The organism is Paenibacillus ihbetae, from assembly GCF_002741055.1.
GTDB classification, from domain to species: Bacteria; Bacillota; Bacilli; order Paenibacillales; family Paenibacillaceae; genus Paenibacillus_AQ; species Paenibacillus_AQ ihbetae.
Window position 1 is genome coordinate 5530503 of the sequence record NZ_CP016809.1, and the last position, 13862, is coordinate 5544364.

The window sequence follows — 13862 nt, forward strand, 5'->3', positions numbered from 1 at the left end:
ATCAATGGCTAACCGAATTCTGATTGTGGACGACGCTGCATTTATGAGAATGATGATCCGTGACATTCTGGTCAAGAACGGATTCGAGGTTGTAGGCGAGGCTCAGGACGGATCGCAGGCGATCGAGAAGTTTAAAGAGCTTCGTCCGGATCTGATCACGATGGATATTACGATGCCGGAAATGGACGGGATCGCCGCGCTCAAGGAAATTAAAAAGATTGATCCGAACGCAAAAGTCATCATGTGTTCCGCGATGGGTCAGCAAGCGATGGTCATCGATGCCATCCAAGCCGGAGCGAAGGACTTTATCGTTAAGCCGTTCCAAGCGGACCGCGTCATTGAAGCCATCAACAAAACGCTTGGCGTATAAGGATTGTTTCTAATGATGATGGCGGCTTCCGATCAAATCGGCACAGGTGGTACTGGCGGATATTATTTGCAATTATTATATGTCTTTGTCGTTCTAGCCATCATCGTCGCATTGATTGTTCTCCTGATTCGATTTCTAGGCAAAAAGAATCAGAGCTGGATGCAGGGCCGCTCCATTCGTACGCTCGGTGCGGTTGGGATGGGCCCTAACAAATCCCTTCAGCTCGTTGAAATCGGGGGCAGCATCTATGTGATCGGGGTTGGCGAAGACGTCCGGCTCTTGGACAAAATTTCCGATCCCGCGGAGGTCGCGCTGATTCAGGCGGCATTTGAACAGGATTCAGGAATGTACAGCGGGGCGCTGCCGCCTTTTGTAACCAAATTGGCGGCAAAGCTCCGTAAGGACAAGCAACCGGAAGAAATCGAATTGGATGACGGCTCCTCTTTTCACGAGGTGTTCGAATCTAAACTGCGCAGCGTACCGAACCGGAAGCAAAAGGTCGAAGAATTGCTGCGGGAGGATCATAAGGATTCATGAATAAAAAGATCTCGATTGCTATCACGATGCTTATGCTGGCCGGGATGCTGCTATCCCACACCGCATTTGCAGATCCAATTCCGAACATCGATATTCAAATCGGCGGAGAAGGGGAGACCCCGGGGACCAGCTCGTTGTCCTTGATCCTCCTGATTACCGTTCTTAGCATTGCACCGGCCTTGCTCGTGCTGATGACAAGCTTTACGCGGATCGTCATTGTGCTGGGGTTTGTCCGCACATCGCTTGGAACACAGCAAACACCACCGAACCAAGTATTGATCGGGCTGGCTCTTTTTCTTACCTTGTTCGTTATGGCGCCTACGTTTTCAGCCATGAACGAGGTTGCGCTGCAGCCGTATCTCAAGGGCGAAATCAGCCAAACCGAAGCGCTGCAGAAGGCCCAGGATCCGATCAAGAAGTTCATGTTCTCCCATACGCGGGAGAAGGATCTGCTGCTGTTCATGAATTACACGGGAGCAGAGAAGCCCGAATCGTACGAGGACATTCCGTTAACCGTCATGGTGCCGGCCTTTGCCATCAGTGAGCTGAAGACAGGCTTTCAAATGGGCTTTATGATCTTCATTCCGTTTCTGGTCATCGATATTGTCGTTGCCAGCGTTCTGATGGCGATGGGGATGATGATGCTTCCGCCGGTCATGATCTCGCTGCCGTTCAAAATCTTGCTCTTTGTCCTTGTGGACGGCTGGTATCTGGTGGTCAAATCCATGCTGATGAGCTTTAATCCGTAACGTTTATAAAACGGCTAGGAATTCGAAAACAGGGGGACTCGCCGTGAGCTCTGAATTTATTATCGGCCTCGCAGGGCAGGCCGTCTACATTGTGCTTCAAGTGAGCGCGCCGATGCTCGTCCTCGCGCTGGTCGTAGGACTCATCATAAGTATTTTCCAAGCGACGACGCAGATTCAGGAGCAGACGCTGGCGTTCGTTCCAAAAATCATTATTGTTCTTGTCGCACTCCTGCTGTTCGGTCCTTGGATATTGACAACGTTGGTGGATTTCACCCACGGAATTTTGGACAATCTCTACAAATATATCGGATAGGCTGAGTGTCCATGGAATGGTTGCAGCAAAGTATACCTGTCTTCATGCTTGTTTTTTGTCGAATAACATCTTTTTTTGTAATAGCTCCCGTATTTGCATCGCGGGGTATCCCGACTTCATTCAAAATCGGGTTTTCCTTTCTGCTTACGGTGATCGTGTATCTTACGTTCGGCATAGGAGAAACGGTGCCGCAGGATCTATCCTACGTTCTGCTGATTGTCCAGGAAGTGCTGGTAGGACTGCTGCTCGGCTTCACCGCCTATCTGATCATGGCCGTCGTCCAAACGGCCGGCGCGCTGATTGATATCCAGATCGGCTTCAGCATGGCCAACGTCATCGATCCGTTTACCGGGGCATCCATGCCGCTGATCGGCAACTTTAAGTACTATCTCGCACTGCTCGTATTCCTTGGCATGAACGGCCATCATTATCTGCTCGATGCCATTATGCACAGCTACGATTGGGTGCCCATTACGGGCAACGTATTTTCCAAGATTCAAGACGGCAGCGTTACGGACATTCTTGTCAGAACCTTTGCCCACTCGTTCGTGCTTGCCCTTCAAATGGCGGCTCCGCTTGTGGCGGCCTTGTTTCTGACCGATGTCGGGCTCGGCTTCCTGGCGAGAACGGCACCGCAGTTCAACGTATTTATCATCGGCATTATTCTTAAAATCCTGGTCGGTTTAGTGCTGCTGATGGTGCTAATGCCGGGACTTGTATCATTATTTGATCATTTGTTTACCCAAATGTTCGAGGCGCTCCGGCAGCTGCTCGGCGTCATGCACGACGGAGCGGCGTAAGGAGGAAGAAGATGATGACGAACCGATACCCATACCGTTATCCGGTGGATTTGCAGCTGTTTGCGGGGGAGAAGACGGAAAAAGCGACGCCGAAGAAACGTCAGGATACGCGCAAAAAAGGTCAAGTGGCCAAAAGTATGGAAGTATCGGGCGCATCGGTGTTACTATCCGCTTTCCTGTGCATGCTGATGTTCGGCGGATACATGAGAGACCATACGGTCCGGCTGTTTACGGACGTATACATAAACCGGCTCTCCATGGATGTAACGAAAGACAATGTCATGCAGCTTTTGGGCGAGTACGCCATTCAAATATTGCTGCTGCTCGCACCGCTGTTTGTCGCTGTTTTTGTGGTCTCACTGGTCGTCAATTATATTCAGGTCGGTTTTCTCCTGACAGGCGAGCCCTTGAAAATGAAGCTCAGCAAGATCGATCCGATCAAAGGATTCAAAAACATTTTCTCCATGAGATCCTTGATCGAATTTTTCAAATCCATATTTAAGCTGACGATCATCGGCTACCTCGTATACACCACCCTTTGGGGGGCCAGAGCGGAATTCTCCTCTTTGTCGACGAAGAATCCGGATTCTATTTTTCATTTTGTAACGAATGTAACGATGTCGCTTGGCTTTAAGATCGGGGCTGGCCTGTTAATCCTGTCCGTCCTGGACTATTTGTACCAGAAGTACGAATACGAAAAAAACATCCGCATGTCAAAACAGGACATCAAGGATGAGTTCAAGAAAATGGAAGGCGATCCGCTGATCAAAGGAAAAATCAGGGAACGGCAGCGCCGAATGGCGCTTCAAAGAATGATGCAGGAGGTACCGAACGCAGACGTCATCATTACGAACCCGACCCATTTTGCGGTTGCGCTCAAATATGACGGTTCTACGATGGAAGCTCCGCAGATTATCGCGAAAGGCCAGGACTACATGGCCCTGCGCATTAAGGAAATTGCCAAGGAACACGGCATTATAACCATGGAAAACAAGCCGCTGGCGCGAGCGTTGTACCAACGGTCGGAGATCGGGGATTCCATTCCCGGAGACCTGTTCCAGGCCGTAGCTGAAGTGCTGGCCTATGTATATAAACTTAAAGGTAAAGCGAAATAACTAGGGACCGGAGGCCTAAGTGCAGTGAAAATAAAAGATTTATCTGTCCTTGCGGGTGTCATTGGCATCGTACTCATGATGATTCTTCCGATCCCGATCTGGCTGCTGGATGTACTGCTTATCATCAATATATCGGTGGCATTGATTATCCTGCTGGTGGCCATGAATACGAGGGAAGCACTGGACTTTTCGATATTTCCTTCCCTGCTTCTCATTACGACCCTGTTTCGGGTTGCGCTGAACATATCGACGACCAAGCTGATTTTGTCCGAAGCCAATGCGGGTGAAGTTGTCGCTACCTTCGGCAGCTGGATTGCCAACGGCGAGATCGCGGTCGGCTTCATCGTCTTTTTAATTTTGATCGTGGTCCAATTCATCGTCATCACGAAAGGCTCCGAGCGCGTGGCCGAGGTTGCTGCACGATTTACGCTGGATGCCATGCCGGGTAAGCAGATGAGCATCGACGCCGATTTGAATGCAGGGCTAATCAATGAGCAGCAAGCCCGGGAGCGCAGACGGAAAATCGAGCGGGAGGCCGACTTTTACGGCGCGATGGACGGTGCCAGCAAATTCGTAAAAGGGGATGCCATCGCCTCGATCATCATCCTGCTGATCAACCTGATCGGCGGATTTATTATCGGGATTTCGATTCACGGCATGTCGTTTGCCGAAGCGTTGAGCACGTACTCGATCCTGACGATCGGGGATGGACTGGTCAGCCAGATTCCGGCGCTCCTCATATCGACATCGGCAGGTCTTATCGTCACCAGAGCTTCCTCTGAAGGAAATCTGGCCGAGGATTTGACAGGCCAGCTGTTCTCTTATCCGCGCTTGCTGTACATCGTTTCAGGTACCGTATTGCTGCTGGGATTGTTCACTCCGATTCATTTTATTACGACAGCACCCATCGCGCTTGTTCTGTTTATTGCAGCAAGGAGAATGCAGAACAATCTGGACCGCAAGCAGGTCGAGGTGGAGCAGATGGAAGAGGAGCAGCAGATCGAAGAGGTTCGCAGCCCGGAAAGCGTCATCAACCTGCTGCAGGTGGATCCGATCGAATTCGAGTTCGGCTACGGCTTGATCCCGCTTGCGGATACCCAGCAGGGCGGAGACTTGCTGGATCGGATCATTATGATCCGGAGACAATGCGCGCTTGAACTCGGCCTGGTCGTACCGGTGATCCGAATCCGCGACAATATTCAGCTTAAACCGAATGAATATGTCATAAAAATTAAAGGGAATGCTGTCGGCGGCGGGGAATTACTTCTCAATCATTACCTCGCCATGAGTCCCGGCTACGAGGATGATTCCGTCACGGGAATCGAAACGACGGAGCCCGCGTTCGGGCTGCCGGCGCTCTGGATCGACGAGGCGACGAAAGAACGGGCCGACCTGGCGGGGTATACCGTGGTGGATCCGCCGTCCGTCGTAGCTACCCATCTGACAGAACTGATCAAGCGGCACGCGCATGAGCTGCTGGGGCGCCAGGAGACCAAAGCGCTGGTCGACAATATCAAGGAAAGCTACCCTGTGCTTGTCGACGAGCTGATCCCTTCCGTGCTGACGATCGGGGAGGTTCAGAAGGTGCTCGCGAAGCTGCTAAGGGAGAAAATCTCCATCCGCGACATGGTTACGATCCTGGAGACGCTCGCGGATTACGGGCATTATTCGAAGGACCCGGATGTCTTAACAGAGTATGTAAGACAAGCGCTCTCGAGGCAAATCACCCAGCAGTATGCTCAGGACGGAGAGGCCATGAAGGTGATCACCGTCGGACCGCAGCTTGAGAAGAAAATCGCGGAGAGCGTCCAGCAGAGCGAACAGGGGACTTACCTGGCGATGGACCCTGTATCTACGCAGAGCGTATTCCAGAAGCTGAGCGAGCAAGTGAATCGGATAATCCAGATGGGACAACAGCCGGTGCTGCTTACCTCTCCGGCCATCCGCATGTACTTGCGGCAGGTGATTGAACGCGGCATGCAGGATATACCGGTTCTATCCTACAGCGAGCTTGAGCCGAACGTCGAAATTCAAAGTGTCGGAGTGGTGAACTTATGAGAGTAAAAAGGTATATCGTCGACACGATGCCGGAAGCGATGGCGCAGATCCGGTCGGATTTGGGTGCGGATGCGGTCATACTGAGCACGAAGGACATTAAGGTAGGCGGTTTTCTAGGAATGTTCTCCCGCAAGAAGATCGAGGTCATCGCCGCGGTTGAACAGGAGGAGAAATTGAAATCCGCCGTCAAAGCCAAGCCGAAGCCGCCTGCAGCCGTGCCGAAGGCTGCTGTACCGAAGGCATACCAGCGCACAGCGGAAATCGCGACTCCTTCGGCAGCCGACCTGCCGAAGGCTCCTGCCCCGGAAGCGATACCGGCGGCGAAGGATTCCGCACAGGACGCGGATTATGTCCGCTTTGCCGAGATTATGAGCCAGGCCGCTGCAGCCGGGGAGGCGCAGGAGGTCCGGGAGGATACCCAGCCCCCGATACAGACGGCAACGGCTTCGGCCGAAGCCGCCTTCCAGGGCGCGAAAGCAGCTGCTGCAGCGCAAGGCAATTTGCAGACGCCTCCGGCTGAGCCGTTGAGCTCCCGCCTGGGCATCAGTGAATCGGAGCAGCGAGTGCTTGAGGAACTGAAGGAAATGAAGGAATGGATCGCCAAGCTGTCCCGGCATAATTTTGAAGCGAGACAGCTGCCGGAGCCGCTGGAGCCGTTAAGGGATCGCCTGCTTGGACAGGACGTTTCCGCGAGGCTCAGCGAGCAGTGGCTTGGGGCTGCCGAAGAAGCTCTGCGGGAGAGCGGGATGCAGCTTGGAAGCGAGCAGCTGCAGGCGATAATACGCGAGCGGGCGAAGGCTTTTATTGATGAGCGGATCGGAGGAGGCATTCAATCCGATACCCGGATCGTATACATCGCCGGGCCGACGGGTGTCGGCAAGACGACAACGATCGCCAAAATCGCTGCAGAGCAGCTGTTCAGATATCACCGCAAGGTGGGCTTTATAACCTCGGATACGTACCGGATATCAGCGGTAGAGCAGCTTAGGACCTATGCCTCGATTTTGAATGTCCCGATGGAGGTGGTGCAGTCGCCGGGGGATATGCAGCGGGCGCTTCAAACGCTTCAGGACTGCGACCTGATCTTGATGGATACGGCCGGCCGGAATTATCGGAACGAGCTGCTCGTCTCCGAATTGCAGAGCCTCTTTTCCCATTCGGAGCACAGCGAAACCTACCTTGTCCTCAGCCTGACATCCAAGAGCGGAGATATGATCGAAATCGCCGATCATTTCAGCAAATATGCACTCGATAAAGTCATATTCACCAAGATGGATGAGACCGGAAGCTTCGGCGCGATCTTCAATCTGCTGCATGCGCATAACCTGCGCCTGTCTTATATGACCAATGGTCAAAATGTGCCGGACGACCTGCTTCTGGCAAGCAGCGATCAGCTGTGCGATCTGCTGCTGGGAGAATCGTGGTCATGACGGATCAAGCCCATTCGCTCAGACAGCTTGTATCTGCGCAGCGGAACGAGAACATGGGAACGCCTCCGAGGACCTCAGCCGAGAGCGCCAAGATCATTACGGTCACGAGCGGCAAGGGCGGTGTCGGAAAATCCAATTTCACGCTGAACTTTGCGCTTGCCTTGCAGTCGATGGGCAAAAAAGTGCTGGTGTTTGACGCTGATATCGGCATGGCCAATATCGATGTGCTCATGGGAGTCTCGTCCCGCTACAGCCTCTATCATTTGCTGCGACGGGAGAAGAGCATGGAGGACGTGATCCAGTACGGACCGGAGCGGCTCCCCTTCATTCCAGGGGGATCCGGACTTGCCGATCTGTTCTCTCTCTCCGACTCGGACATGACTTACTTTCTTGATCAGCTAGAGCGCATATCGTCCGGCATGGATTACATCATCTTTGATACAGGCGCAGGCTTGTCAAAAGAAAACATGCGATTCATTACATCGGCCGATCATTGTTACGTCGTTACGACGCCTGAGCCGACTTCCATCACGGATGCGTATGCTCTCATCAAAGTCGTGCATGGAACCGGGTCCAAAGTCCCGTTCAGCCTGATCGTCAACCGGGCCGGCGATGAGCAGGAGGCGCGGGAGGCCGCGGATAAAATCATGTTAACGGCCCGCCGCTTTCTGGATTTGGATATGCAGCTGCTGGGTTCGATTGCGGATGATCCGCATGTGGTGCAGGCGGTCAAGCGGCAGACTCCATTCACGATAGCGTTCCCGAAGTGCGATGCCGCAAGCGACATCAGACGGATCGCCCTTCGCAGCATGGCATCTCCCGCCGCTGCAGAGCCGGATGCGCCAAAGGGAATCAAAGCATTCATGCATCGCTTGCTCAAACGAACAAAGTGATTCTTACATCAGGATTTTGCAAAATTGGATTCCAGCGCTCTTTGGATTTTTGCATCATCCTCACTTGGATAATTGGAACTGAGGTGGACTGATCGTGGTGCCCTTTCGTGTGCTTGTTGTGGACGATTCCGCATTTATGAGAAAAATTTTCTCCGACTTCATCGAGCGAGACGCTCTCTTTCAGGTGGTCGGAACGGCTGAGAACGGGCAAGAGGCCATCCGGAAAGTGAAGGAATTAAACCCGGATGCAGTTACCCTGGACGTGGAAATGCCGGAGATGAACGGATTGGACGCTCTGAAATTCATTATGGAATTAGGGCCTCCGGTGATCATGCTGTCCGGCTTGAATGAAGAAGGGATGAGGGAAACGATTCTGGCCCTCGAGGCCGGTGCGTTTGACTTCATACGAAAGCCTTCCATTACGAATGCGCTCGGGATCGAGCAGGTCGGGGAAGAGCTGATGAAGCAGCTGCATGCGGCGATGCAGGCCAAGCAGCGCCGAGCCTTATGGGAGGAGGAAGAGAGGGCGCGGCAAGCCGCAAGGCATCCATCCTCCTCTTCACGAGCTTCCAGGCCTCTCGGCAAGCTGCCGGATAAGAAGCCGAATGTGAAGGAACAGCCTCCGGTTGACCATACTCGGACAAAGGCTGCCGAGGTCCATGCTCGTCAGGAGCTGCCTCCGGTCAGCAAGGCGAAACAGAGATTACGGGAGGTGCTTCCGGGCACTGACCCATTGCAGCGGAAGCCCGACACTCCGGACAAACGCAGAAAGCCGGAGTCCGCAAAGCCTTCCGCCGCGGGGGCGGAGACCCGGCCAGCTGCAGACGTCAGTCCGTCCTCTTCGGCGGCGCTATCGGATCTCGTAGCCGTCGGCTGCTCCACAGGGGGACCGCGGGCGCTGAAGGCATTTCTGGAAGGAATCCCGAGCGGCTTTCCTGCTCCGATCGTTATCGTGCAGCATATGCCGCCCAAGTTTACGAAATCACTTGCGCAGCGCCTGAATTCCTTTAGCCGGCTGGAGGTGCTCGAAGCAGCTGACGGAATGGCTCTGGAGCCGGGAAAGGCTTATATCGCACCGGGGGGAAGCCATATCCGGGTAAAGCGCACCGAGAAGAACGGATACGTGATTGCAACGAGCATGGATGAGCCGCGCAACGGCCATCGCCCATCCGTCGATACGCTGTTCGAGTCACTGCTCCCGCTGACGGAGCTTACGCGTCACGCGGTGCTGATGACCGGCATGGGGAGCGACGGAGCGAGAATGATGAAGAAGCTCTATGATTCGGGCGTTAGATCCACCTTTGCGGAGAGCGAGGAAACCTGCGTTGTATACGGAATGCCTCGCTCGGCTGTCGAACTCGGATGCGTCAATGATGTGTTGCCTCTGCAGGAACTTGCACCCAAAGTGGTTCAAGCTGTAAATAACAGAAAGTGAACTCAGGAGGAGGTGTCTCTCAATGGACATGAATCAATATTTGACAATGTTTATTGATGAGTCAAATGATCATCTGCAATCATTAAATGAAAACATGCTGCAATTAGAAAACAATCCGGACGATTTGGGGATCGTGCAAGTGATTTTCCGGTCGGCGCATACGTTAAAAGGGATGGCCGCGACGATGGGCTTCGAGGATCTCGCCTCGTTAACGCACCAAATGGAAAATGTGCTCGACCTCGTCCGGAATGAAAAGCTGACCATGCAGGATTATATCTTCGACACGCTCTTCAAAAGCTTGGACGCGCTTGAATCGATGGTGCAGGATATTACGTCCGGAGGTGACGGCAAGTCGGATGTGTCTTCGATTGTGGCCGCTCTCCAGTCTATTGTCCGCGGAGAGAGCCCGGCGCATGCGCCAACCGGAGACGTTAAAGGCGCGGATCAAGGATCGGCTTCCCATCCCGGAATCACGCTGGACGAGTTTCAGTACTCGGTGCTCGAACAATCAATTTCGGAAGGACATAAGGTTCTCTATATACAAGTGACCCTGCGAGAGGATTGCCAGCTTAAAGCGGTTCGGGCCTACATGGTATTCGAAGCGCTGGAAAGATCCGGAGAAATCGTGAAGACGCATCCGGACGTTCAAGACATTGAACAAGGTGAATTCGATCGCGTATTTTCGTTGTACTACATAACCCAGCGGGAAGCCGCCGACATGGAGAGCCAGATCCTCGGCGTTTCCGAAATCGAGACGGCCCAGGTTGTCTCGCTGGATCATGAAACGCTCCAGCAAATGGTACAACAGGCTGCGGCAGCGCTCGAAACCGCCAAGCCCGAAGCGCAGCAGCCTTCAGCGGCAGCCTCGGTGCCAGAGTCGAAGAGCACCCCTACACCCGCCAAGGAAGCGAAGGCTACGGCTCGAAGCGGCGGGGCGAACCCGTCCCGCACGATCCGTGTGGACATTGAACGGCTGGACGTCCTGATGAACCTGTTCAGCGAGCTGCTCATTGACCGGGTACGGCTTGAGCAATTGGCGAGCGAGGCCCAGAACCAGGAGCTGACCGATACCGTCGAGCATATGAGCCGGGTCAGCAGCGATCTTCAGAATATCGTGCTGAAGCTCCGGATGGTTCCCGTGGACACGGTATTCAACCGCTTCCCGCGGATGGTCCGGGACCTTGCGAAAACGCTCGATAAAAAAATCGATCTCATTATCACCGGCGCCGATACGGAGCTGGACCGGACCGTCATCGACGAAATCGGCGACCCGCTGGTCCACCTGCTGCGCAATTCGGCTGACCACGGCATCGAACCTGTCGCCGACCGCATTGCCGCGGGCAAGCCGGAGACCGGCACGGTCCATCTGCGCGCCTTCCACAGCGGCAACAACGTTTTCATCGAGATTGAGGATGACGGCCGGGGGATCTATCGTGAGAAGATCTTGAAGAATGCGCTCCAGAAGGGGGTAGTTACCGAGGCCGAGGCGGAAGCGATGACGGATGAAGAGGTGCATCAGCTGCTCTTTGCCCCGGGATTCAGTACGGCGGAGAAAATATCCGACGTATCGGGCCGCGGAGTAGGACTTGACGTCGTCAAATCCAAAATCGTTTCGCTTGGCGGCAATGTAACGATCTATTCGACGCCGGGGAAAGGAACCAACTTCTCCGTACAGCTTCCGCTGACCTTGTCGATCATCGCCGCCATGCTGATCCGGATGGGCTCCGAGAAATATGCGATCCCGCTCTCGTCCATCGTGGAAACGGCAGTCATCAAGCGCGGTCACGTCAAAAATGTGCACGGCAGCCGCATGGTTCACTTCCGCGAGTCGATGATTCCGATTATTTCGCTCAGCAAGGTGTTCGAAGTACCGGATTTCGATGAAGAGCAGGAAGAAGAAACCGAGGTTGTCGTGATTCGAAAAGGCGATCGTCTAGCCGCGCTGGCGATCGATGATTTTATCGGCCAAAGCGAGATCGTGATTAAAAATCTGGGCAAATACTTGCCGGCGATTCAAGGGATTTCCGGGGCAACGATCCTCGGCGACGGACAAGTTGCTCTTATTATCGATGCGAATGCGTTCATTAAATAAAGCAAGCTTCACCCGGTAAAGCGGCAGGCCGCATAATTTGAAGGAGGATTCAGTCATGGGAGAAGAAATCAAGGTTATCGTCTTTAAGCTCGGCACTGAGGAATACGGTATTGAGGTAGATAAGGTTCAAACGATTGAACGGATGATGCCGATTACGCGCGTACCGAAAACCTATGCTTTTGTAAAAGGTGTGATCAACCTTCGCGGCGTGGTCATCCCGGTTATTGACCTAAGGGGCCGCTTCGGTCTGCCCGAGGTGGAGCCGACCGATCAAACCCGGATCATCATCGTTGCGGTGAGCGATATGCAGGTCGGCTTTATCGTCGATTCCGCAAGCGACGTCATCGACTTGAACACCGACAACATCGATTCACCGCCTGAAGTGGTCGGCGGCATCAAAGCGAAATATCTCCGCGGTGTCGCGCGGGTAGGAGAGGAGCGCCTTCTGGTCATGCTGAATCTGTCCGAAGTATTGAACAAGAGCGAGATCATTCAGCTGGAAGGCCTCGAGGATTAATCGTGGAGCTGTTTAAGTATGGCAGGGAAGTCAAGATGGACGTGCTGAAGGAAGTGGGGAACATCGGTGCGGGCAATGCTGCAACGGCGTTGTCCCGCTTGCTGGACAAGCCCATCGATATGGCCGTGCCGAAAGTGCAGCTGCTTCCTTTCAAAGAAATCGCGGAAAGCGTGGGCGGCAGCGAGCAAGTGGTGCTGGCCGTCTTCCTGCGGGTGGAAGGCAGCGCGCCGGGCAATCTGTTCTTTATCATGAGCCCCGAAGCGGGAAAAAATCTGCTCCAGAACCTTGCGGGCATCGAAGTGTCGGAGGATGAACAATTCTCCGAAATGGAGCTGTCGGCATTGTGCGAAATCGGCAACATCCTGGCCGGCTCCTATCTGTCCTCGCTTGCGGATTTCACCAATTTATCCATGACGCCGACCGTTCCGGGACTGGCCATGGATATGGCGGGCGCCATATTGAGCTACGGACTCCTTCAATTCGGGGAAATGGGAGACGATGCGCTCTTGATCAACACGACGTTTCTGGAAGGACAGAATGAAGTTGAAGGTCAGTTTTTCCTCATACCCGATCCGCCTTCATTCGCACAAATATTCGAAGCCCTGGGAGTGCCTTTAGAGCATGATTGATGAGCAAAGCATCGTGAAGGTGGCCATGGCGGATCTGAACGTCGCAGGTCCAAACGGCATATTGCGCACGACCGGGCTTGGCTCCTGCGTCGGACTGACCTTATATGATCCGGTTGCGAAGATCGGGGGGCTGGCCCATGTCATGCTTCCTTCCTCCTCGATTGCCAGGGAGGGGCAGCTGAACCTGGCAAAGTATGCGGACACGGCCCTGCCGGTCCTTCTGAACAAAATGAAGGATATGGGCGCCGTTCAAGCCAGAATGGTTGCAAAAATGGCCGGCGGCGCGCAAATGTTCTCCTTTGCCGGAGCCGGCGATACCATGCGGATCGGCCCACGGAATGTCGAATCGTGCAAAGAGGGGCTGCAGCAGATGGGCATCGCCCTGATAGCGGAGGATACCGGAGAAAATTACGGAAGAACAGTGGAGCTGGACTGTTTTACGGGGAAATTTACCGTGCGGAGTGTACAAAAGGGCATAAAGGAACTGTAGAGATGATGGAAAAACTGCGTTTTTATATCCTATCGGGAATTGCCGGATTTATTTTCACTTTTATTTTATCCATACGCAACAATCTATGGACAACCAGCATGACCCGGGCGTTCCTCGCCTTCGTAATCTGGTTTGTGCTGGCTTTCTTATTGAAACGGGTGCTGGACATCATCGTGGGCCGAAACGAACAGGGGCCGAAGGCAGGGAAGAGCGCCGGTGCCGGAACGGGGCAAGAGGATGAACGGGGAGCCGTCCTTGATCTGGCTACACCGGACGAAGACCGGGAGCTGATGGATATGATCCACTCCGAAAACGGCAGCAAAGGCAAGGACGGCTTCGTTCCGCTCAACCCGCCCAAGCTGGTTTCAACAAAAGATCCCGAGGAACTGGCCAAGGCCGTTCGTCACCTTACGGAAAAATAAGGAGGGTGAAGG

15 protein-coding genes are annotated in these 13862 nt (G+C 53.8%); all 15 read left to right on the forward strand.

What is annotated here, in order from left to right; translation table 11 throughout:
• The first annotated feature begins 4 nt into the window (after positions 1 to 4).
• The 15 genes from BBD41_RS24905 (at position 5) to BBD41_RS24975 (ending at position 13850) form a co-directional block, all read left to right on the forward strand.
• The gene (locus tag BBD41_RS24905) at positions 5 to 370 is read left to right on the forward strand and encodes a response regulator (RefSeq protein WP_099479241.1); all 366 of its coding nucleotides are present in this window, start codon (positions 5 to 7) and stop codon (positions 368 to 370) included.
• Positions 371 to 382: 12 nt separating this feature from the next.
• Positions 383 to 907, forward strand: coding sequence for a FliO/MopB family protein (locus BBD41_RS24910; RefSeq protein WP_099479243.1), 525 nt, complete (start codon positions 383 to 385; stop codon positions 905 to 907).
• Positions 904 to 1656, forward strand: coding sequence for a flagellar type III secretion system pore protein FliP (gene fliP, locus BBD41_RS24915; RefSeq protein ID WP_099479245.1), 753 nt, complete (start codon positions 904 to 906; stop codon positions 1654 to 1656). The genes BBD41_RS24910 and fliP overlap by 4 nt, the downstream gene beginning before the upstream one ends.
• Positions 1657 to 1699: 43 nt before the next feature.
• Positions 1700 to 1969: a flagellar biosynthesis protein FliQ gene (gene fliQ / locus BBD41_RS24920; protein ID WP_077567112.1), complete on the forward strand. Its 270-nt coding sequence runs from the start codon at positions 1700 to 1702 to the stop codon at positions 1967 to 1969.
• Between the two features lie 11 nt (positions 1970 to 1980).
• Entirely contained in the window at positions 1981 to 2769 is a 789-nt protein-coding gene (gene fliR / locus BBD41_RS24925) for a flagellar biosynthetic protein FliR (RefSeq protein ID WP_099479248.1), read from the forward strand.
• Positions 2770 to 2783: 14 nt separating this feature from the next.
• A complete protein-coding gene (gene flhB, locus BBD41_RS24930) occupies positions 2784 to 3884 on the forward strand; it encodes a flagellar biosynthesis protein FlhB (RefSeq protein ID WP_077569029.1) in 1101 nt (366 codons plus the stop codon).
• 24 nt (positions 3885 to 3908) lie between these two features.
• Positions 3909 to 5942, forward strand: coding sequence for a flagellar biosynthesis protein FlhA (gene flhA, locus BBD41_RS24935; RefSeq protein ID WP_099479250.1), 2034 nt, complete (start codon positions 3909 to 3911; stop codon positions 5940 to 5942).
• Positions 5939 to 7372 (forward strand): flagellar biosynthesis GTPase FlhF, encoded by a 1434-nt coding sequence (flhF, locus tag BBD41_RS24940; RefSeq protein ID WP_099479252.1) that lies wholly within the window; start codon positions 5939 to 5941, stop codon positions 7370 to 7372. The genes flhA and flhF overlap by 4 nt, the downstream gene beginning before the upstream one ends.
• Complete coding sequence (locus BBD41_RS24945; RefSeq protein WP_099479254.1) at positions 7369 to 8265, forward strand: MinD/ParA family protein; 897 nt, start codon at positions 7369 to 7371, stop codon at positions 8263 to 8265. The genes flhF and BBD41_RS24945 overlap by 4 nt, the downstream gene beginning before the upstream one ends.
• 94 nt (positions 8266 to 8359) lie before the next feature.
• Positions 8360 to 9700, forward strand: a complete 1341-nt coding sequence (locus BBD41_RS24950; RefSeq protein WP_099479256.1) for a protein-glutamate methylesterase/protein-glutamine glutaminase — start codon at positions 8360 to 8362, stop codon at positions 9698 to 9700.
• 22 nt (positions 9701 to 9722) lie between these two features.
• Positions 9723 to 11792, forward strand: coding sequence for a chemotaxis protein CheA (locus tag BBD41_RS24955; protein ID WP_099479258.1), 2070 nt, complete (start codon positions 9723 to 9725; stop codon positions 11790 to 11792).
• Between the two features lie 55 nt (positions 11793 to 11847).
• On the forward strand, positions 11848 to 12309 hold the full coding sequence (locus tag BBD41_RS24960) for a chemotaxis protein CheW (protein ID WP_077567105.1): 462 nt from the start codon (positions 11848 to 11850) through the stop codon (positions 12307 to 12309).
• A gap of 2 nt (positions 12310 to 12311) precedes the next feature.
• Positions 12312 to 12938, forward strand: a complete 627-nt coding sequence (locus BBD41_RS24965; RefSeq protein ID WP_007128732.1) for a chemotaxis protein CheC — start codon at positions 12312 to 12314, stop codon at positions 12936 to 12938.
• Positions 12931 to 13428: a chemotaxis protein CheD gene (locus BBD41_RS24970; protein WP_077567103.1), complete on the forward strand. Its 498-nt coding sequence runs from the start codon at positions 12931 to 12933 to the stop codon at positions 13426 to 13428. Before BBD41_RS24965 ends, BBD41_RS24970 begins: the two co-directional genes overlap by 8 nt.
• 2 nt (positions 13429 to 13430) lie before the next feature.
• Entirely contained in the window at positions 13431 to 13850 is a 420-nt protein-coding gene (locus BBD41_RS24975) for a hypothetical protein (protein ID WP_099479261.1), read from the forward strand.
• Positions 13851 to 13862 lie beyond the last annotated feature (12 nt).

Coding starts and splice junctions, on each gene's coding strand:
- fliP (WP_099479245.1), top strand. CDS start 904: ATGAATAAAAAGATCTCGATTGCTATCACGATGCTTATGCTGGCCGGG.
- flhB (WP_077569029.1), top strand. CDS start 2,784: ATGACGAACCGATACCCATACCGTTATCCGGTGGATTTGCAGCTGTTT.
- BBD41_RS24960 (WP_077567105.1), top strand. CDS start 11,848: ATGGGAGAAGAAATCAAGGTTATCGTCTTTAAGCTCGGCACTGAGGAA.
- fliR (WP_099479248.1), top strand. CDS start 1,981: ATGGAATGGTTGCAGCAAAGTATACCTGTCTTCATGCTTGTTTTTTGT.
- flhF (WP_099479252.1), top strand. CDS start 5,939: ATGAGAGTAAAAAGGTATATCGTCGACACGATGCCGGAAGCGATGGCG.
- BBD41_RS24970 (WP_077567103.1), top strand. CDS start 12,931: ATGATTGATGAGCAAAGCATCGTGAAGGTGGCCATGGCGGATCTGAAC.
- BBD41_RS24945 (WP_099479254.1), top strand. CDS start 7,369: ATGACGGATCAAGCCCATTCGCTCAGACAGCTTGTATCTGCGCAGCGG.
- BBD41_RS24910 (WP_099479243.1), top strand. CDS start 383: ATGATGATGGCGGCTTCCGATCAAATCGGCACAGGTGGTACTGGCGGA.
- BBD41_RS24905 (WP_099479241.1), top strand. CDS start 5: ATGGCTAACCGAATTCTGATTGTGGACGACGCTGCATTTATGAGAATG.
- BBD41_RS24975 (WP_099479261.1), top strand. CDS start 13,431: ATGATGGAAAAACTGCGTTTTTATATCCTATCGGGAATTGCCGGATTT.
- BBD41_RS24955 (WP_099479258.1), top strand. CDS start 9,723: ATGGACATGAATCAATATTTGACAATGTTTATTGATGAGTCAAATGAT.